The 18,456-nt window shown below is 68.3% G+C and carries 19 protein-coding genes; 17 read left to right on the top strand and 2 right to left on the bottom strand.

What is annotated here, in order from left to right:
- Nucleotides 1–35: 35 nt before the first annotated feature.
- Nucleotides 36–569: an RNA repair transcriptional activator RtcR family protein gene (locus EOW66_RS01005; RefSeq protein WP_239017458.1), complete on the bottom strand. Its 534-nt coding sequence runs from the start codon at nucleotides 567–569 to the stop codon at nucleotides 36–38.
- An 8-nt stretch (nucleotides 570–577) separates the two neighbouring features.
- Here EOW66_RS01005 and EOW66_RS01000 point away from each other — a divergent pair, with 8 nt between their 5' ends.
- The 16 genes from EOW66_RS01000 (at nucleotide 578) to EOW66_RS00925 (ending at nucleotide 16,919) form a co-directional block, all read left to right on the top strand.
- On the top strand, nucleotides 578–1,096 hold the full coding sequence (locus EOW66_RS01000) for a hypothetical protein (RefSeq protein ID WP_206363651.1): 519 nt from the start codon (nucleotides 578–580) through the stop codon (nucleotides 1,094–1,096).
- Nucleotides 1,086–1,544, top strand: a complete 459-nt coding sequence (locus EOW66_RS00995; protein WP_128154134.1) for a hypothetical protein — start codon at nucleotides 1,086–1,088, stop codon at nucleotides 1,542–1,544. The genes EOW66_RS01000 and EOW66_RS00995 overlap by 11 nt, the downstream gene beginning before the upstream one ends.
- Nucleotides 1,545–1,546: 2 nt before the next feature.
- Entirely contained in the window at nucleotides 1,547–2,596 is a 1,050-nt protein-coding gene (locus EOW66_RS00990; RefSeq protein ID WP_128154133.1) for an ABC transporter substrate-binding protein, read from the top strand.
- Between the two features lie 9 nt (nucleotides 2,597–2,605).
- The gene (locus EOW66_RS00985; RefSeq protein WP_128154132.1) at nucleotides 2,606–3,469 is read left to right on the top strand and encodes an ABC transporter permease; all 864 of its coding nucleotides are present in this window, start codon (nucleotides 2,606–2,608) and stop codon (nucleotides 3,467–3,469) included.
- Nucleotides 3,462–4,208 carry an ABC transporter permease gene (locus tag EOW66_RS00980; protein ID WP_128154131.1) on the top strand — a complete coding sequence of 249 codons (747 nt, stop codon included), beginning with the start codon at nucleotides 3,462–3,464 and terminating at the stop codon, nucleotides 4,206–4,208. The genes EOW66_RS00985 and EOW66_RS00980 overlap by 8 nt, the downstream gene beginning before the upstream one ends.
- 1 nt (nucleotide 4,209) lies before the next feature.
- Nucleotides 4,210–4,983 carry an ABC transporter ATP-binding protein gene (locus EOW66_RS00975; protein WP_128154130.1) on the top strand — a complete coding sequence of 258 codons (774 nt, stop codon included), beginning with the start codon at nucleotides 4,210–4,212 and terminating at the stop codon, nucleotides 4,981–4,983.
- A complete protein-coding gene (locus tag EOW66_RS00970; RefSeq protein WP_128154129.1) occupies nucleotides 4,980–5,378 on the top strand; it encodes a 4Fe-4S dicluster domain-containing protein in 399 nt (132 codons plus the stop codon). The genes EOW66_RS00975 and EOW66_RS00970 overlap by 4 nt, the downstream gene beginning before the upstream one ends.
- Nucleotides 5,371–6,930, top strand: a complete 1,560-nt coding sequence (locus tag EOW66_RS00965; RefSeq protein WP_164880983.1) for an FAD-dependent oxidoreductase — start codon at nucleotides 5,371–5,373, stop codon at nucleotides 6,928–6,930. Before EOW66_RS00970 ends, EOW66_RS00965 begins: the two co-directional genes overlap by 8 nt.
- A 148-nt stretch (nucleotides 6,931–7,078) precedes the next feature.
- Nucleotides 7,079–8,626, top strand: a complete 1,548-nt coding sequence (locus EOW66_RS00960; protein ID WP_128154127.1) for an ABC transporter substrate-binding protein — start codon at nucleotides 7,079–7,081, stop codon at nucleotides 8,624–8,626.
- A gap of 58 nt (nucleotides 8,627–8,684) precedes the next feature.
- Nucleotides 8,685–9,659, top strand: a complete 975-nt coding sequence (locus EOW66_RS00955) for an ABC transporter permease (protein WP_128154126.1) — start codon at nucleotides 8,685–8,687, stop codon at nucleotides 9,657–9,659.
- 8 nt (nucleotides 9,660–9,667) lie between these two features.
- A complete protein-coding gene (locus EOW66_RS00950; RefSeq protein ID WP_128154125.1) occupies nucleotides 9,668–10,507 on the top strand; it encodes an ABC transporter permease in 840 nt (279 codons plus the stop codon).
- Nucleotide 10,508: 1 nt separating this feature from the next.
- Nucleotides 10,509–12,095, top strand: a complete 1,587-nt coding sequence (locus EOW66_RS00945) for an ABC transporter ATP-binding protein (RefSeq protein WP_128154124.1) — start codon at nucleotides 10,509–10,511, stop codon at nucleotides 12,093–12,095.
- A complete protein-coding gene (locus EOW66_RS00940) occupies nucleotides 12,092–13,501 on the top strand; it encodes an FAD-binding oxidoreductase (protein ID WP_128154123.1) in 1,410 nt (469 codons plus the stop codon). Before EOW66_RS00945 ends, EOW66_RS00940 begins: the two co-directional genes overlap by 4 nt.
- Before the next feature lies 1 nt (nucleotide 13,502).
- Complete coding sequence (locus tag EOW66_RS00935; protein ID WP_128154122.1) at nucleotides 13,503–14,525, top strand: histone deacetylase family protein; 1,023 nt, start codon at nucleotides 13,503–13,505, stop codon at nucleotides 14,523–14,525.
- 214 nt (nucleotides 14,526–14,739) lie between these two features.
- Nucleotides 14,740–15,990, top strand: a complete 1,251-nt coding sequence (locus EOW66_RS00930) for a Zn-dependent hydrolase (RefSeq protein ID WP_128154121.1) — start codon at nucleotides 14,740–14,742, stop codon at nucleotides 15,988–15,990.
- On the top strand, nucleotides 15,990–16,919 hold the full coding sequence (locus EOW66_RS00925; RefSeq protein WP_128154120.1) for an ornithine cyclodeaminase family protein: 930 nt from the start codon (nucleotides 15,990–15,992) through the stop codon (nucleotides 16,917–16,919). Before EOW66_RS00930 ends, EOW66_RS00925 begins: the two co-directional genes overlap by 1 nt.
- A gap of 57 nt (nucleotides 16,920–16,976) precedes the next feature.
- Here EOW66_RS00925 and EOW66_RS00920 read toward each other — a convergent pair whose 3' ends face one another.
- The gene (locus EOW66_RS00920; RefSeq protein WP_128154119.1) at nucleotides 16,977–17,912 is read right to left on the bottom strand and encodes a LysR family transcriptional regulator; all 936 of its coding nucleotides are present in this window, start codon (nucleotides 17,910–17,912) and stop codon (nucleotides 16,977–16,979) included.
- A gap of 163 nt (nucleotides 17,913–18,075) precedes the next feature.
- Here EOW66_RS00920 and EOW66_RS00915 point away from each other — a divergent pair, with 163 nt between their 5' ends.
- Nucleotides 18,076–18,426: a RidA family protein gene (locus EOW66_RS00915; RefSeq protein ID WP_128154118.1), complete on the top strand. Its 351-nt coding sequence runs from the start codon at nucleotides 18,076–18,078 to the stop codon at nucleotides 18,424–18,426.
- The last annotated feature ends 30 nt before the right edge of the window (nucleotides 18,427–18,456 follow it).

The following is an 18,456-nucleotide window of genomic DNA, read 5'->3' as shown; positions in this document are numbered from 1 at the left end:
ATCCGCTGCGCCGCGCCCGGCCAGGATTGTGGCAGCTATGACGTCACCGTGGCCCGGTCGAGACCGAAGCGCTGGGTGTATTTCCGCAAGCGGTCGGCATCATTCGTGCTCGTCCTGTGGCCGCGCGACACCGCGAGCAGATGCCGCCCGGCGTCGCTCAGACGGGTCGAGCCGCGGCAGGTGCGGCGCACCTCAGCCAGTTGCACGCGGTCGAACGGGGCGATCTGATCCGCGCCGGTGCCGCTTTCGCCCAGCAGAAGGATCGGCGCATCCGAGGCCCCGGCCATCCGCTCGATCCGCTCGATCCGGTCGGTCCCCGCGTCATCGGCGGGACTGCGCGTCTCGATCCCGCCCTTCTGCAGGTTGCTGTCATCGCGCGACGCAAGATCGACGCGCTGCTGCAGAGCATTGCGGCGGCTCAGGTCGAGGTCGGTGATGTCGCGCTTGCCCGCACCGTCGGTGTCGTCGCGCGGCGGACCGGTCTGGGCGAGACGGGTGGGCACATGCCGACTTTCCGTCAGCTGAAACCAGCAGATCTGTGCGACATGCGTGCCGGTGGTCAGGTGCACGAAGATCCATGTCCGCCGGGCGGGCCCATATGAAGGACATGCCGGCAGTGCTGCTGGCGGTGCTGGCCCTGTTCCGGACGGTCTTTGGCCGCGTGGTCGGCACCGGCAAGATGCTGCGCAGCTTCGTGCAGGCCTTGCGCTCGGGCCGCACCGGGCGCAAGTCGCTTGGTTCGGCGCCCAGGGCGAGGGTCCAGGCCTGGCTGAACGGCGCGTCCGACCGGGCGCTGCTGCACGCCGCGGTCGGCAACGATCCGTCGCTGGCCGATGTGATCCGGATGGTCCACCCGAAGCCGGAAAGCCCGGAGCGGGAGGCGCTGTTCGCCTGGATTTTCGGGCGGCCCTGCGAAGTCGCGCGGCTGCCGCGGGCGGAGCAGGACTGGCTGAGCTTCAAGGCCATCGGCGTGAGCGCGGTTCCCGATGTGCCGTTCCGGATGTGCACGCAGCTCGAGCTGAGCACGGACCACTGGGCGCAGATCGGAACCTACGGGCCGGCCGAGATCCCCCTACGGGTGTCTCATGGCCGGTGACGTGCCGCCGTTCTGGCGCGAACGCAAGACGGGGCGCGGATCGCGCGCCGGCCCTGCCGTGGGGACTGCTCTGCAGTCTTCGCCTGCCAAGGCAGATCCCGCTCCATTCTGCGACACCGCACCCGGAAGCCACGGCTCGCCGGTGTCGAGGACCCGCCGCACCGCGCGTTCGTGCATGCCGGGGAAAAACCTGTTCGTCGTCTTGCTGATGAGGCGCCATCCTATTCAGGAGTCGGCGCCTGCGGCAAAGCTGTGGCGGTTCACCGGCCCGGTTGGCCGCAGCAAGAAGGAAAAATATTCGTCTGCGCGATGCAACGTCGCGCGTCCTCTTTCTTGCGACCATCGTCCGGCAGAACAGATTCAGCGAATTCGCCCACATCATTCATCTATAATTGCGATCGTTATTATCGTCTTTAATCTGTCGTCAGATCCAACCAGCCGGAGATGACGATGTTCAGGAAATTTACAGTGCTGTCGGCCCTCGCCGCTGCGGTGATGTCGGGTGCCGCCGCCATTGCCGGCGGGCTCCCGGAGGAGATCCGCTTCGGCGATGTCGGCTTCGGGTTCGGCAAGCCCTTCGGTGTCGGGCTGCTGGCCATCGCCGATGCCAAGGGCTTCATCGCCGATGAATTCAAGGGCACGGAGGTCAAGCTCGACTGGACCTATTTCACCGGCACCGGCCCGGCGATCAACGAGGCCTTCGCGAACGGGCAGGTGGACTTTGCCTCCTATGGTGCGGTGCCGAATATCGTCGGTGCGGCGAGCGGGCTCGACACCGTCATCGTCGCCTCGACGCAGGGCACCAATATCTTCGCCGTCGCACGCACCGGCAGCGGCATCGAGAGCCTCGGGGATCTCAAGGGCAAGCGCGTCGCGCTGCAGAAGGCGACGATCATCCACTGGGCGGCGCTCGAGGCGCTGCGGCACGCCGGGCTGAGTGAAAAGGACATCACCCTCATCGACCTCAAGAACGCCGATCAGCTCGCCGCGATCAGTGCGGGCAGCGTCGATGCGGTGTTCGGCGCCGATTTCCTGCTGCCGCTCGAGCAGAAGGGGGTGGCGAAGGTCGTCTTCTCCTCGGCCCGCGATGATCGCGAGGTGTCGGGCTTCGGCGGTTTCCTCGTGTCGCGGAAGTTCCGCGACGCCTATCCGGAGGCCACGCAGCGAGTCGTCGACGGCTATGTCAAGGCGGCGGCCTGGCTGGCCGATCCGGCCAACCGTGAAGAAGCCTTCCAGATCTGGAACCGGGCGGGCACGCCGGTCGATCTCATTCGCCGGTCGAACGCCGATACCGACTTCAGGCAAGCCTACGATCCGCGCCTCGATGCGGTGTTCGAGCAGCGCTTCGCGAGTGCGCTCGAGTTCACCAGGGCGCAGAAGCTGACGCGCAAGACCCCGGATCTTGCCGCCTGGGCGGACGGCAGTTTCCTTGCGAAGGCGCTTGAAAACGACGGGCTCGCGGCGCTCTGGCCCGACCGGCCTGCTGCCGGCACGAACTGAGGCGGAGTGATGAGCGATCTTTCCGTCATCTCGGTCCCGGGGCAGGGTGCGGCGCCTCTCGCGCACAGCGCAAGGCCCGTGCCTCGGCCGGCCTCGCGCCGCGGCGGTCACCCCGGGCGCCTGGCCTTCCGCGCGCTGCCCTGGCTCGCGCCGCTTGCGGGTCTGCTGCTGTGGCAGCTCGCGGCGCAGTTCGCTCTGGTGTCCGGGCATATCCTGCCGGCGCCGAGCCGCGTCCTTGCGACGCTTCTCGAGCTGTCGCGCAGCGGCGAGCTGTGGTCGGCGATCCGCATCAGCCTGTGGCGGCTGGCGGTGGGGCTGATGATCGGTGCGCCGCTCGGCTTTCTCTTCGGGCTGCTGCTCGGCGCCTCGCCTCGCGCCGAAGACTGGCTCGGCCCCAGTTTCCGCGCCATCGCCGCGGTGCCGGCGCTGGGCTGGATTCCGGTGCTGATCCTGCTTGTCGGCATCGACGAGGCGCTGAAGGTCATCATCCTGATCAAGGCCTGCTTCGTGCCGGTGGCGATTGCCGGCCGCGACGCCTGGCGCGCCGTGCCGGCGCGCTACGCCGAGCTTGGGCGCGTGCTGGGGCTCTCGCCGGGGCGGCAGCTCTGGCGGATCCACCTGCCGGCGATGGTGCCGACGCTGTTCTCCGGGCTGCGCCTCGCCTCCGGTCAGGCCTTCGTGTCGCTGGTCACCTGCGAGATGCTCGCCGCCACCGATGGCCTTGGCTATCTCATGGTCTGGGGCCGGACGCTGTTTCAGATGGACATGGTCATCGTCGGGATGATCGCCGTCGGCGCCGCCGGCATCGCTCTCGACCGGCTGCTGCGCGGGGGCGAGCGGGCCTTGCGTGCAAGGATGGGCGACGATGGCTGAGCTGTCCTGGAAGGGGCTGGTGCTTCCCGCGGCCGCGCTTGCCGCCTGGACGCTCGCCTTCGAAAACCACTTGCTGAGCGGTTCGATGGCGGTGTCGCCCCTAGCACTTCTGCAAGTGCCCTTCACCGACCCGGACGGGCGCGAGATCTGGGCCGCCCTTGGTGCCAGTCTGGCGCGGCTCGCCCTTGGTGGCAGTCTCGGGGCTGTCGCCGGGATCAGCCTTGGCCTGATCCTTGGCCTGTCGCGGCCGCTCGGCCGCGCGCTGTCGCCAAGCGTCGACACCCTGCGCCAGATCGCGCTTTTCGCCTGGATCCCGCTGCTGACAGCGTGGTTCGGCACCAGCGAGGCGGCCAAACTCGTCTTCATCGCCCTCGGCACGTTCTTTCCGCTGGTGCTGGCGACGCAGCAGGGGGTGCGCGCCACGCCGGCGGGGCTCGTCGAGCTGGTGCGGGTGCTCGGCCTGTCGCCGCGGCGGCGGATCACCGCGCTCTATCTGCCCTCGGCGCTGCCGGCGATCGCCGTGGGCGTGCAGATCGCGCTGATCTCGGCCTGGATCGGAACCGTGGGCGCGGAATACGCGATCGGCAACGGCCGCGGCCTTGGCGCCTATATCGCCAGCGGGCGCGAGCAGTTCCGCATGGATATCACCCTCGTGGGGGTGCTCGCGCTCGCCCTGATTGGTGTCGCGCTCCACGCGCTCGGCACCCGTCTGATCCGTCATCTCGATAAGGCTACCTGACATGAGCTCCTCCTCCCTTCTCACCGTTTCCGGCCTCTCCAAGTCCTTCCCCGTGAACGGCGTGCCCTTCCGCGCGCTCGCGGACGTCGGACTGGAGCTGCGGCGCAACGAGATCATCGCCGTGATCGGCGCATCCGGCTGCGGCAAGTCGACCTTGCTGCGCTGCATCGCCGGGCTTGAAACCCCGGACAGCGGCGCGCTCGCGATTGCGGGCGTGCCGGTGACCACGGCCGGGCAGGGCAGCACGGTGGTGTTTCAGGACCACCGCCTGCTGCCCTGGCTCACGGTACGCGGTAATGTCGAGCTTGCGCTCGAACCGCTCGCCATGACCGCGGCCGAGCGGCAGGCGCGGGCGGCGCGCTATATCGCCCTCGTCGGGCTCGACGCCTTTGCGGAAAGCTATCCGCGGCAGCTTTCGGGCGGCATGGCGCAGCGCGCCGCGATCGCCCGGGCGCTGGCGGTGGAAACCGATCTCGTGCTGATGGACGAGCCGTTCGGGGCGCTCGATTCGATCCTGCGAGCCCGGATGCAGGAGGAGCTGCTGAAGATCTGGCGCGCGCATCAGGTCTCGATCCTGATCGTCACCCATGACATCGAGGAGGCGCTCTATCTGGCGGATCGGGTGGTCGTCATGCGGCCCGGCCCCGGCCATGTCCACGAGGTGGTCGAGGTCGTCCTGCCGCGGCCACGCAGCCGCGACACCGAGGCATTCTCGCAGTTGCGCGGCCATCTTCTGGCGGCGCTGGCCGATACGCCGGCGGAGGTCGTGGCATGATCGAGCTTGTTTCCCCCGACCGCTGCGTGCGCTGCGACCTGTGCTTCAAGGTCTGCCCGATGGATGTGTTCGACCGGGCCGAAGACGGGCTGCCGGTGATCGCCCGCAAGGAGGATTGCCAGACCTGCTTCCTGTGCGAGGCGCATTGCCCGACCGATGCGCTCTATGTGGCGGCCGAACGCCGGCCGGCACCGACGCCGGCGGAAGCGGAGCTTGCGGAGCGTCAGCTTCTCGGCAGCTATCGGGCGCGGCTTGGCTGGGGCAAGGGCCGCCGTCCGCCCCGAAGTTTCGACGAGGCGCTCGCGCTCTCACAGCGGCCGGAGGCCGCCGCCGGGGTGTCCCCCGCGGGCGCGCAACCGGGCGCACAGCCCCGGAAGGAGGCATATCATGGCTGACGGAACCGGGCATTTCGGCGCGGAGCTGCATCTTGCGACCGATGTCCTCGTGATCGGTGGCGGCCCGGCCGGCACCTGGGCCGCCCTCGCCGCCCGCGCGGCCGGGGCCGAGGTGATCTTGGTGGACAAGGGCTGGTGCGGGGCCTCCGGCGTTGGCGCCGCGGCGACCATCGGCCACTGGTGGGTGGCGCCGGAAGGGCGCGCGGCAGCGATGGCGGCGAAGGCCGTCGATGCCTGCGGGCTTGCCGAAGAGACGTGGATGGAGCGCGTTCTTGCGGAGACATGGGCAAGCTGGCCGGGCTTTGCCGAGAGCCGCGGCTATATCGGCGATCCGACCTATCGCAGCGGGCGCGGCGGGCAGGTGGTGGTGCAGGGGCCGGTCTATCTGCGCGAGATGCGCCGGCTCGTGCACCGGGCGGGGGTCACCATCCTCGATCATGCGCCGGCACTTTCACTGCTTCGGGATGCCGCAGGGCGCTGCGCCGGTGCCGAGGGGGTGTTGCGGCAGAAGGACCAGCGCTGGCGGATCGACGCCCGTGCCGTGGTGATGGCGGCCGGCGGTTCGGCGCTGCGCAGCGGCTGCATCGGTTCGAGCGTCAATACCGGCGATGCGCTGCTGATGGCGGCCGAGCTTGGCGCCGAGTGGTCGGGGATGGAATTCTCGAACTATTACGGCATCGTGCCGAAAGGCGGGTCGGTCGACAAGAACGGCTATCTGCTGCAGGCGGCGTTCTTCGATGCGGCCGGGCATCAGGTGCATCTGGGCTGGTCCTCGCCCTATGGCGTCATCGGCACCGCGGCGGCCCCTCTCTTCGGGCACGAACCGGTCTTTTGCCAGTTCACCCAGGTGCCGGAGGCGAACCGCCCGTTCCTGCGCGCCGGGCAACCCAATCTTTTCACCCAGTTCGACCGGCTTGGTGTGGACCCGTTCACCCAGAAGTTCGAGGTCGAGCCGATGTTCGAAGGCTCGGTGCGCGGCTCCGGCGGCATTGTCGTCACCGCGGACTGTGCCTCGTCGGTGCCCGGTCTGTGGGTGGCGGGCGATGCCGCTTCGCGCGAGATGCTGGTCGGCGCTTCCTCGGGGGCGGGCGCGATCAACGCGGCCTGGACGCTTGCCTCCGGCAGATGGGCGGGGCTGGCGGCTGCGCGCTCGGCCCGCGAGGGCGCGCCGGGGCGCGGGGAGCGGGCAAGGGAGCCCGTGCCCGGGCGCCGGATCGCGGCGGTGCGGCCGCTGCTGCAGGCGCTTCAGGCCGAGGTCCTGCCGATCCGCCGCAATGGCTTTCGCCGCGCCCGGACACTCAACGAGACTCTGGCGCTCACCGCCGAACTCGAAGATGAGCTGCAGGCCGCCCCGGGCGCCGGCGACGCGCGCAGCGCGCTTTTTGCGCGGGAACTGTCGGGCATGCTGTTCCACGCCCGCACAGGCGCCAGCGCCGCCCTTGCCAGGACGGAAAGCCGGGGCGTGCATCAGCGCACGGATTTCCCCGAGACATCTCCGTGCACATGGCAAAGGCGGCTTGCGGGGCAGGGGCTCGACATGACGCTTCGGTGACGGGGGCGTCTCGCTTATCGCAGCGATAGCTCAGGCCTATTTGCGCCGCTGACGGCGATGGCCGAATGATTTCTCCATCCTCGGGCGCGGGGGCGACTTCGCGCCATGAAGGCACAAGAATATGTCCAAACGACAAGGGAGAATTTTCATGAAGCGCATTCTGGCGGCCGTCGTCGCGAGTTTCCTGGCCGTGGCGCCATCGCTGGCTGATCCGGTCGCGGGCGGGCGGGCGAATGTCGTCATCCAGCCCGAACCACCGAGCCTGATGCTCGGCCTCGTGCAGAACGCCCCGGCCCAGCAGGTCGCGGGCAACATCTACGAAGGGCTGCTGCGCTACGACACCAGGCTGAACCCGATGCCCTCGCTGGCGAAAAGCTGGGAGGTCTCGGCCGACGGTCTGACCTATACCTTCCACCTCCAGAACGGGGTGAAGTGGCACGACGGTCAGCCGTTCTCGGCCGATGACGTGGTGTTCAGCGCCGATGTGTTCCTGCGCAAGACCCACCCGCGGTTCCGTGCCGTTCTCGATCATGTCGAAAGCATCACCGCGCCCGACGCCGACACCGTGGTGTTCCGCCTGAAATCGCCCTTCGGTCCGTTCCTGAACAGCTTCGAGGTCGGCTCGATGCCGATCGTGCCGAAGCACATCTACGAAGGCACCGATTTCGCCACCAACCCGGCGAACAACACCCCCATCGGCACCGGTCCGTTCAAGTTCGCCGAATGGGTGAAGGGGTCGTATATCAAGCTGGTGAAGAACCCCGACTACTGGGATCAGGGCAAGCCCTACCTCGACGAGGTTTACTGGCACGTGATCCCCGATGCCGCCTCGCGCGCGGTGGCCTACGAGACCGGGCAGGTCGACATCCTGCCCGCCGGCTCGATCGAGAATTTCGACATCGACCGGGTGAAGGCGCTGCCCGATACCTGCATCACCCAGTCCGGCTGGGAGTTCTTCGGCCCGCAGTCCTGGGTGTGGCTGAACAACCGTCAGGGCCCGACCGCGAGCAAGGAATTCCGTCAGGCGATCCTGTATGCGCTCGACCGCGAGTTCATCCGCGATTCGCTGTTCAACGGCCTCGGGCAGATCCCGAACGGGCCCTTCGCCGGCTCCACCCGCTACAACGACACCGATCTGAAGCCCTGGCCCTACGATCCGAAGAAGGCGAAGGAACTGGTCAAGGCCTCGGGCTACAAGGGCGAGGTGCTGAAACTTGTCCCGATGCCCTATGGCGAGACCTGGATGCGCCTCGCCGAGGTCATCAAGCAGAACCTCGCCGATGTGGGGGTCAAGGTCGAGATCGTCTCGACCGATGTCGCGGGCTGGAACCAGCATCTGTCGGACTGGGATTTCGATCTGTCGACGACCTATCTGTATCAGTATGGCGATCCGGCGCTTGGCGTGTCGCGCAGCTATGTGTCGGGCAACATCAAGAAGGGCTCGCCCTGGAACAACGTCGAGGGCTATTCGAACCCGAGGGTCGACGCGCTGTTCGACAAGGGCGCGGGCACCGTCGATCCGGCCGAACGCAAGGCCGCCTATGACGCGGTGCAGAAGATCCTCGTCGACGACGTGCCGAACGCCTGGCTTCTCGACATGGGCATGCCGACGATCAGCCGCTGCTCGGTCAAGGATCTCGTCACCACGGGCATCGGCCTGAACGACGGGTTCAAGAACGCCTGGATCCAGAAGTGACCCCGTTCCCCGGTGCGCGGCAAGCGCGCCGGGGACTTTCATGCGCGGAACGACATTCATGAAGATCGCTACCCGTATTGCCGCCCGGCTGGCCAAGGCCGCCGTGGTGCTGCTGGCCATTCTGGTGCTGAATTTCCTGCTGATCCATGCCGCGCCGGGCGATCCGGCGGTGGTGATGGCGGGCGAGGCCGGGGCGACCGACGACGTGTTCCTTGCGCAGCTGCGCGAGAAGTTCGGCCTTGACCAGCCGCTTTACCTGCAGCTTGGGAAATACGTCTGGGATGTGCTGCACCTCGATCTCGGCTTCTCCTATCGCCAGCAGATGCCGGTGTTCGATCTGCTGATGGACCGGCTTCCGGCGACGCTGTTGCTGACCGGCTCGGCCTTCGCGGTGTCGCTGATCCTCGGTGTCGCGGCGGGGGTGCTGGCGGCGTCGCGGGTGGGCAAGTGGTCCGACACGCTGATCTCCACGGTGGCGCTGCTGTTCTACGCCACGCCGCTGTTCTGGGCGGCGCTGATGGGGGTGCTGCTGTTTTCGGTGGTGCTCGGCTGGCTGCCGCCGTTCGGCTATGAAACCGTCGGATCGGGCTTCACCGGGATGCGCCGCGCGCTCGACATCGCGCAGCATCTGGCGCTGCCGGCGCTGTCGCTCGGCCTGTTCTTCATGGCGGTCTATTCGCGCATGACCCGGGCCTCGATGCTCGAGGTGGCGCAGCTCGATTTCGTCAAGACCGCGCGCGCCAAGGGCCTGTCCCCGGGCCTGATCGAGCGGCGCCACATCCTGCGCAACGCGCTGTTGCCGATCGTGACGCTGGCGGGGTTGCAGGCCGGCCAGCTGGTCGGCGGCGCCGTGCTGACCGAGACCGTCTTCGCCTGGCCCGGCATCGGCCGGCTGATGTTCGAGGCGCTGACACAGCGCGATTACAACGTGCTGCTCGGGGTGTTCTTCGTCTCGGCGGCGATGGTGATCGTGTTCAACCTGATCACCGATCTGATCTACGGGATCGTCGATCCCCGCATCCGCGCGCAGTGAGGTTTGCGATGAAAGATTTCTGGCATCGTTTCCGCGCCAACAAGGGCGGAATCATCGGGCTGGTGTTGCTGGCGCTGATCGTGGCGGTCGCGCTGCTGGCGCCGCTGCTGTTTCCGGGCAATCCGTGGAAGATGGTGGCGCGTCCCTTCGTGCCGCCGTTCGAGGGGATGAAATTCCCGCTCGGCACCGATACGGTCGGGCGCAGCGTGGCGGCGGGGCTGGCCTATGGCGGGCGGGTGTCGCTGCTGGTGGGGCTGGTCTCGACGCTTGCCGCGCTGCTGATCGGCATCCCGGTCGGCGCGCTCGCGGGCTATTTCGGCGGCCGCATCGACGATCTGCTGATGCGCGTGACCGAGTTCTTCCAGACCGTGCCGAGCTTCGCCCTCGCCATCGTGATCGTGGCGATCTTCCAGCCCTCGGTGGTGTCGATCACGCTTGCCATCGGCATCGTGTCCTGGCCGCCGGTGGCGCGGCTGGTGCGCGGCGAGGTGATGTCGCTGCGCCAGCGCGAATATATCGAGGCGGCGATCTTGCAGGGCCTGTCGACGCCGGCGATCATCTTGCGTCAGATCCTGCCCAACGCGGTCTCGCCGATCATCGTGATGGCCTCGCTGATGGTGGCCTCGGCGATCTTGCTCGAAAGCTCGTTGTCGTTTCTGGGCCTTGGCGACCCGAACCTGATGAGCTGGGGTTACATGATCGGCGCGGCGCGCACGGTGATCCGTCAGGCGTGGTGGCTGTCGCTGTTTCCGGGCGTGGCGATCGTGCTGACGGTGCTGGCGCTGAACCTGATCGGCGAAAGCCTGAACGATGCGCTGAACCCGCGCCTGTCGCGCCGGAGGAGCTGAGATGGACATCGAACCCACCCTGAGCATCGAACATCTGACCGTCGATCTGCCCGAGGGCGCCGACCGTCCGCACGCGATCCGCGACGTCTCGTTGCAGCTGTGGCCCGGGCGCACGCTGTGCATCGTGGGCGAATCCGGTTCCGGCAAGTCGATGTCGGCGAATGCGGTCATGGGGCTGTTGCCGAAGGGCGTCAGCGTCGGCGCCGGCCGCATCCTGTTCGGCGGCCGCGACATCACCCACCTGAGCGAGGCGCAGTATCAGGAGTTGCGCGGCCAGGGCATCGCGATGATCTTCCAGGAGCCGATGACCGCGCTGAACCCGCTGATGCGGATCGGCGCGCAGATCGCCGAGGTGTTCGAGGCCCACGGCCGCCTCACGCCGTCCGAACGCGCGGCGCGGGCGTTGCAGCTGCTGCGCGAGGTCGGCATCCCCGACCCCGAGCGCGCCCGCTTCGCCTATCCGTTCCAGCTCTCGGGCGGGCAGCGGCAGCGCGTGGTGATCGCGATGGCATTGGCGCTGGAGCCGCGGGTGCTGATCGCGGACGAGCCGACGACCGCGCTCGATGTCACCACGCAGGCGCAGATCCTGCGTCTGATCAAGGACTTGCAGACCCGTCACGGGATGGCGGTGATGTTCGTCACCCATGATTTCGGCGTCGTGTCCGAGATCGCCGATGACGTCGCGGTGATCGAGCTGGGCGAGCTGGTCGAGCAGGGCCCGGCCGAAAAGGTGCTGAAGGCGCCCGATCATCCCTATACCCGCCGGCTGATCGCGGCGATCCCGACGGTCGAGTTCCGCGACGAACCGGCGCGCGAGGTGCCGCTGCTGCGGGTGCGCGATCTGGTCAAGGAATTCCGCACCGGGGCGCGGGTGGTGAAGGCCTCGGATCACGTCACGCTCGATCTGATGCGGGGCGAGACGCTGGGGATCGTGGGCGAATCCGGTTCGGGCAAGTCGACGCTCGGGCGCGCCATCGTGCAGCTGGTCACACCCGATTCCGGCACGATCGAGATGGACGGCAAGGACATCTCGCATCTGCGGGGCGCGGCGCTGCGCGCACATCGCAAGCGCATCCAGATGATCTTTCAGGATCCCTATGCCTCGCTCAACCCGCGCGCGCGCATCGGCCGGATCCTGACCGAGGGCCCCATCGCCCACGGCCGCCCCCGCGCCGAGGCCGAGGCGCGGGCGCGCGAACTGCTGGACCTCGTCGGGCTGAAGCCCTCGGCGATGGAGCGTTTCCCGCACGAGTTTTCGGGCGGTCAGCGCCAGCGCATCGGCATCGCCCGGGCGCTCGCCCTCGAACCCGAGATCATCGTCGCCGACGAGGCGGTCTCGGCGCTCGATGTCTCGGTGCAGGCGCAGGTTCTCGATCTGCTCGAGGATCTGAAGCAGCGCCTCGGGCTGACCTTGCTGTTCGTCACCCACGACCTGCGCGTCGCGGGCAAGATCTGCGACCGGATCGCGGTGATGCAGAAGGGGCGTGTGGTCGAACTCGGTTCCGTCGAACAGGTGTTCCGCGCCCCGCGCGAGGCCTATACGCGCAGCCTGCTCGATGCCGCGCCGGGGCTGGAGGTGCAGCGATGAGCGATCTTCTGGCCGCTCTGGCGGCGATCGTCGGGCCTGCGCATGTGCTGACGGGGGCCGAGACCGCGCCCTGGGACAGCGACTGGACCGGGCATTACCGCGGCGCGCCTGTGGCCGTGGTGCGCCCGGCCGACCGCGACGAGGTGGCGGCGGTGCTGCGTCTTGCGGTCGCGCAGGGCGTGGCGGTGGTGCCGGTTTCGGGCAACACCGGGCTGAACGGCGGCGCGCTTGGCGCAGGGGCGATTGCGCTGTCGCTCGGGCGGATGAACCGGGTGCGCGAGATCCGTGCGGGCGCGCGCATCGCGGTGGTCGAGGCCGGGGTGATCGTCGATGCGCTGAACGCGGCGGCGGCGGAACAGGGGCTGATGTTCCCGCTGTCCTTCGGCGCCTCGGGTTCGGCGATGATCGGCGGCGTGCTGTCGACCAATGCGGGCGGGGCGAATGTGCTGCGCTACGGCAATACCCGCGATCTGTGTCTGGGCGTCGAGGTGGTTCTGGCCGACGGCCGGGTGATGGATCTGATGACGGCGCTGCACAAGAACAACGCCGGCTTCGATCTGCGCGATCTGGTGATCGGTGCCGAGGGGCAGCTTGGTATCATCACCGCGGCGGTGCTGAAACTGCATCCGCTGCCGGCGACGGTGGTCACCGCGATGGTGGCGATGGAGACGCTCGATCCCGCCCCGGGGCTGCTGAACGCGTTGCAGGATGCCTCGGGCAATGCCGTCGTCGCCTTCGAGTTCATGCCGCGCAGCTTCGTCGAGGGGTATCTGGAGATCGCCCCCGACAGCCGCGAGCCGTTCGACGCCCCCCATCCGGTCAACCTGCTGGTCGAGCTTGCCGCGCCGCAGCCGGGCGAGGGGCCGGGAATGGCGCTTGAATCCGTTCTCGCCGCGGCGATGGAGGCGGGCACCGTCACCGATGCGGTCATCGCCCAGAACGAGGCGCAGCGGCGCCAGATGTGGGCCCGGCGCGAGGCGGCGGCGGAAATCTCGTTCCGCCGGCACCCGGTGATCGACACCGACATCGCCGTGCCGCGCGACCTGGTGGCGGACTACCTGCGCCGGATCGAACCGCGCCTTCAGGCCCGCGATGCGGGCTGCGGGCTGATGTCGGTCGCGCATCTGGGCGACGGCAACATCCATTACACCTGCTATCCGACGCGCGACGAGCCCGCCCTGATGGCCGGTCTGCGCGCCGAGATCGACGCGCTGGCGATGGAGCTTCAGGGCACCTTCTCGGCCGAGCACGGGGTGGGGCTGTCGAAGCTCGCCCCGATGGCGCGCTACAAGGATCCGGTGGGGCTCGACGTGATGCGCGCGATCAAGGCGGCGCTGGATCCGCACGGTATCCTCAATCCCGGCAAGACCCTTCCCCAGGCCGGGGCCAACAGGACAGGAGAATGACATGAAGGTCTTTTTCGACGAGAGGCAGCGGCTGCACGATCCGCGCTTCCGGTTGCAGGACGGCAAGGTGGTGCTGAACCCCGACCGCCCCGACCGGGTGGCCGAGCTGTTGCGCGGTGCCGCTGCGGCGGGGCTGACGCCCGAGCCGAGCACCGATCACGGGATGGCACCGCTCGCCGCGCTGCACACGCCGCGCTATCTGTCGTTCCTGCGTACGATCTTCGACCGCCGGCTGGCCGAGGTGCCCGACCTTGCCGAGGTTGTCCCCGGCCGCATCGTCCCCGAGCGCGAGCGGGTCTATTCCTGGACCACCGAGGCGCAGATCGGCTACCACAACACCGATACCTCCTGCCCGATTTCGGCGAAAAGCTGGGAGGCGATCTACTGGTCGGCGCAGACCGCGCTGAGCGGTGCGGACGAGATCCTGTCGGGCGCGCGCCGGGCCTATGCGCTGTCGCGCCCCTCGGGCCATCATGCCCATCGCGAGGTCGCGGGTGGGTTCTGCTTTCTCAACAACAGCGGCATCGCGGCCGAGTATCTGCGTGCGCGTGGCCACCGCCCGGCGATCCTCGACATCGACGTGCATCACGGCAACGGCACGCAGGGCATCTTCTACGAGCGTGACGACGTGCTGACGATCTCGCTGCATGTCGATCCGGAACAGTTCTACCCGTTCTATGCCGGCGGCGCGCAGGAATGCGGCGCCGGGGCGGGGCTCGGCTACAACCTGAACCTGCCGCTTGCGCGCGGCACCGAGACCGGGGGGTATCTCGCGGCGCTCGACCGCGCGCTCGATCAGATCGCCTGTTTCGGAGCCTCGGTCGTGGTGGTGGCGCAGGGGCTCGATGCGCATGAGGATGATCCGTTCCACGGCCTCGGCGTGAGCACGGCGGGTTTCGCGCGCATCGGCCGCGCCATCGCCGGCCTCGGCCTGCCGGTGCTGAGCGTGCAGGAAGGCGGTTACATGCAGCCGAGCCTGCACGCCAACCTGACAAGCCTTCTCGAAGGGCTGCAATCGGCCTGACGAACCGCCCGGCGCCAGCCGGTAGCCGCGTCCGGGACTGCCCCGGGCGCGGTTCCGGCATGCCAAATTCCCAGGATAACCTTTCCAGATCATAGGCATAGCCTGCACCTATTTGAGTTCCGGCGGCCGCGGTGCTTGTTTGGCGGCGACGGGGAGCCCGCCTCCCGCCCGCTGCCGCGCCCGGTGGCGACATCCGACACTCCAGGAGGTTCCCATGAGCTTTACCCCCGATGCCCGCATCGACCTCGACCGCTACTGGTCGACCATCCAGCGCTCGGCCGAGATCGGGCAGGGCCGCGAAGGGGGCCTTGCCCGCCTGACCCTGACCGACAGCGACCGCGAGATGCGCGATCAGTTCGTCGCCTGGTGCGAGGCTGCGGGCCTTGCCGTCCGCATCGACGAGATGGGCACGATCTATGGCCGGCGCGAGGGCACCGAGCCCGACCTGCCGCCGATCCTGATCGGCAGCCACCTTGACACGCAGATCAACGGCGGCCGCTTTGACGGCATCGCAGGGGTGCTGGCCGGGCTCGAGGTGGTCCGGACGCTGAACGATCTCGGCCATGTGACGAAGCGGCCGATCGTCGTCGTCGACTGGACGAACGAGGAGGGCGCGCGCTTCTCCCCGCCGATGATTGCCTCTGGCGTCTTCGTCGGGCGCTACACGGCGGACTGGGCGCATGCACTGATCTCGGACGACGGGGCGCGCTTTGGCGACGAGCTTGAACGCATCGGCTACAAGGGGGAGATGCCCTGCGGTGCGGCGCCCGGGGAAGTCGACGCCTATTTCGAGCTGCACATCGAGCAGGGGCCGATCCTCGATGCCGAGAAACGCCAGGTGGGCGTGGTCACCGGCGGCTATCCGAGCTACGGCATCCGCGTGCGGTTCGACGGCGAGACCGCGCACACCGGCCCGACGCCGATGGACCTGCGCCACAATGCGCTGATCGCCGGCGCCCGCTTCCTGACCGCGGTCGATGACATCGGCTGGGATTTCGCGGTGATGGACGGCAAGGCCACCGGCTCGCGCCTTGCCGCCTGGCCGAACAAGCCCGGCATCCTGTCTGAGACCGCGCAATGCGTCGCCGACGTGCGCCACCCGGACCCGATCACCGCCAAGGTGATGGCCGAGAAGATGCGCCGCGCCGCGCATGAGGCCGGTGCGCGTGCGGGCTGCTCCGTCACGATCGAGGACGAATGGGCCTGGGGCGGCGATATCTTCGACCATGGCCTGGTCGACGCGATCCGCGCCGAGGCGGTGCGCCAGGGCTGGAACTGGCGCGACATCGAGGCCCAGGCCGGCCACGACGCCTATCACATGGCGATGCGCTTCCCGAGCGCGATGATCTTCACCCCCTGCAAGGGCGGCATCACCCACAACAACAACGAAAGCTGCACCCCCGGCGATCTTGTTGCCGGGGTGAACATGCTGCTGCATGTGGCCGTGGCACGGGCGGATCGCTGATGCAGGTCTTCGATCATGCGGCGGTTGAGGCCGCCCTCGACTGGCCGGGCCTGATCGCCGCTTTGCGTGACGGGTTCGCAAGGGGTGCGGCGATCGCGCCGGCGCGGCAATCCCTGGCCATCGAGCTGCCGGGGGGCGAGACCGCGACGCTGCTGGTGATGCCGGCGTGGGAAGGCGGGCGCGCGATCGGTGTCAAGGTGGTGACCTTCTTTCCCGGCAATGCCGCAAAGGGGCAGGCGACGATCAACGCGGGCTATCTGCTGTTTGATGGCGCCGACGGTCACTGCGTTGCCGCAATCGAGGGCGACGCACTGACCGCCCGGCGCACGGCGGCGGCCTCGGCGCTGGCGGCGGATTACCTTGCGCGGCACGATGCGCGCGTGCTGACCGTCGCCGGGACCGGGCAACTGGCGATGGCGGTGGCCGAGGCCCATGCGGCGGTGCGCAGCTATGACCGCGTTCTGGTCTGGGGGCGCAGCCCGGAGAAGGCGCAGCGCGTGGCCCGGGCGCTGGGGGCGAAGGGGCTTGCGGCCGAGGCCGCGGCGGATCTTGAAAGCGCCTGTCGCGCGGCGGATGTGGTGTCCTGCGTCACCGCGTCGACGCAACCGATGATCCGTGGCGCGTGGCTGCGCCCGGGCAGTCACCTCGATCTGATCGGTGCCTTCAAGGCGGACATGCGCGAAAGCGATACGCTTGCGGTGACGCAGGCGCGGGTCTTCGTCGATGGCCGGCCGGGCGCGCTGCTTGCGGGCGATCTTGCCCAGCCGGTGGCGGAAGGGGCCTTCGATCCGGCGGTGATCGTCGCGGATCTGGCCGAACTGACGCGCGGCGCCCCGGGGCGCCGCGACGCGACCGAGCGCACGCTCTTCAAGTCGGTCGGGCTGTCGCAGGAAGACCTGCTGGCGGCGATGCAGGTGGCGGCGGGCTGACGCCCCGGGCGAAGGCGCGGCGGGCAGGGGGGCGGTGACGCCCCCCTGTCGGTTTTCTCAGCCCATGTCCGGATAGAGCGACAGCAGCTCTTCGAGAAGGTGGATGAATTTCTGCTCGGGCGGGGTGGGCTGCGTCTGCGGGCTGTGGACGAGAAAGACATCCGCGCCGAGCGGCTGATCGGTCAGCCGCAGCGGCCAGAGCCGCCCGGCCTTCTGCTCGTCGAAGGCTGCGGGCAGGGGCAGGATGCCGATGCCAAGGCCGGCAGTGATCATCCGCTGCACCTCCTGCAGGTCGGGGCTCGATCCGCCGATCCGGTTGCCGAGGTTCAGCCCCTCGCGCAGCATGATCATCGGCTCAAGCCCCATGCCTTCGGTGGCGCAGGTGAAGGCAACGAAGGATTCCTGCTGCAGATCCCGCGAGGTCACCTCGGTGCGGCCGTAAAGCGAATGTTCCGCCCCGCAGAAGATGCCGAACTCCTCACGGAAGAGGTGGCGGCAGGTCAGAGTGATCAGCGGCTTGGTCAGCAGGCAGATGCCGATGCCGGCCTTCTCGTTGGTGATCCGGCGCACCGTCTCGGCAGAGTTCTGCACGTCGATCCGCCAGCTGATCGAGGGATGGCGCTGATGATAGAGCCGGATCGCCTCGTCGATCAGCGGCGAGTGCAGCTGGCTGATGATGCTGAGCCGCAGCTCGCCGAATTCCTCGTCGTTGCGGTCCTCGGTCAGAACCCCGATGCGGTCGACGGCGCGGAACATCTCGGCGCATTCCTGATAGATCTTCTCGCCGCGCAGGGTGAGGGCAAAGTGCCGGCTGCCGCGGAAGATCAGCTGGCAGCCGAGCTGGTCTTCCAGCTTCTGCAGCGCGAGGCTGACCGAGGGCTGGCTCATGTTCAGCCGCTTTGCCGCGCGGGTGAGCCCCTTTTCCTCTGCGATGACGCAGAAGCTGTGCAGCAGATTCCAGTTCAGATCGGACAGATCGGGACGCTGAGGCATGGGCGAGTCTCCGGTAGGCTGCATGCTTCTAGCACGGTCTGGCGGGGCCGAAGCATAGGCAAGGACTATGCTTCGGATCAAGACCGGAGGCAATTGCCATCTAGGTTCGACGCCGCCCGGTGCGTAGCCTCTGGGGGTCCCCGTGAACATGGAGCCCAGAGCAATGACCATCCCCCGCCTGCACCCCGGCCCGCGCATGAGCCAGGCCGTCATCCATGGCGACACGATCTGGCTTGCCGGGCAGGTCGGCGATCCTGCGGCCGACGTGACTACTCAGGTAAAACAGGCTCTTTCTGCCGTGGATGCGCTGCTGGCCGAGGCCGGAAGCGACCGCGCACATCTTTTGCAGGTGATCGTCTGGCTGGCCGACATGGCAGATTTCGATGCCATGAACGCGGTCTATGACGCTTGGGTCGACCCGGCGAACCCGCCGGTGCGGGCCTGTGGCGAGGCGCGCCTTGCCGCGCCCGGATACCGGGTGGAATTCATCGTCACCGCCGCCTGCCATCAATAAGCACAGCCTATGGCTGCACCCTTTCCGTGG

The organism is Paenirhodobacter huangdaonensis, from assembly GCF_004022465.1.
Lineage (GTDB): Bacteria > Pseudomonadota > Alphaproteobacteria > Rhodobacterales > Rhodobacteraceae > Rhodobacter > Rhodobacter huangdaonensis.
This window is presented reverse-complemented; position numbering and strand designations above follow the sequence as displayed.

Coding starts and splice junctions, on each gene's coding strand:
- EOW66_RS01000 (WP_206363651.1), top strand. CDS start 578: ATGTCCGCCGGGCGGGCCCATATGAAGGACATGCCGGCAGTGCTGCTG.
- EOW66_RS00995 (WP_128154134.1), top strand. CDS start 1,086: ATGGCCGGTGACGTGCCGCCGTTCTGGCGCGAACGCAAGACGGGGCGC.
- EOW66_RS00990 (WP_128154133.1), top strand. CDS start 1,547: ATGTTCAGGAAATTTACAGTGCTGTCGGCCCTCGCCGCTGCGGTGATG.
- EOW66_RS00985 (WP_128154132.1), top strand. CDS start 2,606: ATGAGCGATCTTTCCGTCATCTCGGTCCCGGGGCAGGGTGCGGCGCCT.
- EOW66_RS00980 (WP_128154131.1), top strand. CDS start 3,462: ATGGCTGAGCTGTCCTGGAAGGGGCTGGTGCTTCCCGCGGCCGCGCTT.
- EOW66_RS00975 (WP_128154130.1), top strand. CDS start 4,210: ATGAGCTCCTCCTCCCTTCTCACCGTTTCCGGCCTCTCCAAGTCCTTC.
- EOW66_RS00970 (WP_128154129.1), top strand. CDS start 4,980: ATGATCGAGCTTGTTTCCCCCGACCGCTGCGTGCGCTGCGACCTGTGC.
- EOW66_RS00965 (WP_164880983.1), top strand. CDS start 5,371: ATGGCTGACGGAACCGGGCATTTCGGCGCGGAGCTGCATCTTGCGACC.
- EOW66_RS00960 (WP_128154127.1), top strand. CDS start 7,079: ATGAAGCGCATTCTGGCGGCCGTCGTCGCGAGTTTCCTGGCCGTGGCG.
- EOW66_RS00955 (WP_128154126.1), top strand. CDS start 8,685: ATGAAGATCGCTACCCGTATTGCCGCCCGGCTGGCCAAGGCCGCCGTG.
- EOW66_RS00950 (WP_128154125.1), top strand. CDS start 9,668: ATGAAAGATTTCTGGCATCGTTTCCGCGCCAACAAGGGCGGAATCATC.
- EOW66_RS00945 (WP_128154124.1), top strand. CDS start 10,509: ATGGACATCGAACCCACCCTGAGCATCGAACATCTGACCGTCGATCTG.
- EOW66_RS00940 (WP_128154123.1), top strand. CDS start 12,092: ATGAGCGATCTTCTGGCCGCTCTGGCGGCGATCGTCGGGCCTGCGCAT.
- EOW66_RS00935 (WP_128154122.1), top strand. CDS start 13,503: ATGAAGGTCTTTTTCGACGAGAGGCAGCGGCTGCACGATCCGCGCTTC.
- EOW66_RS00930 (WP_128154121.1), top strand. CDS start 14,740: ATGAGCTTTACCCCCGATGCCCGCATCGACCTCGACCGCTACTGGTCG.
- EOW66_RS00925 (WP_128154120.1), top strand. CDS start 15,990: ATGCAGGTCTTCGATCATGCGGCGGTTGAGGCCGCCCTCGACTGGCCG.
- EOW66_RS00920 (WP_128154119.1), bottom strand. CDS start 17,912: ATGCCTCAGCGTCCCGATCTGTCCGATCTGAACTGGAATCTGCTGCAC.
- EOW66_RS00915 (WP_128154118.1), top strand. CDS start 18,076: ATGACCATCCCCCGCCTGCACCCCGGCCCGCGCATGAGCCAGGCCGTC.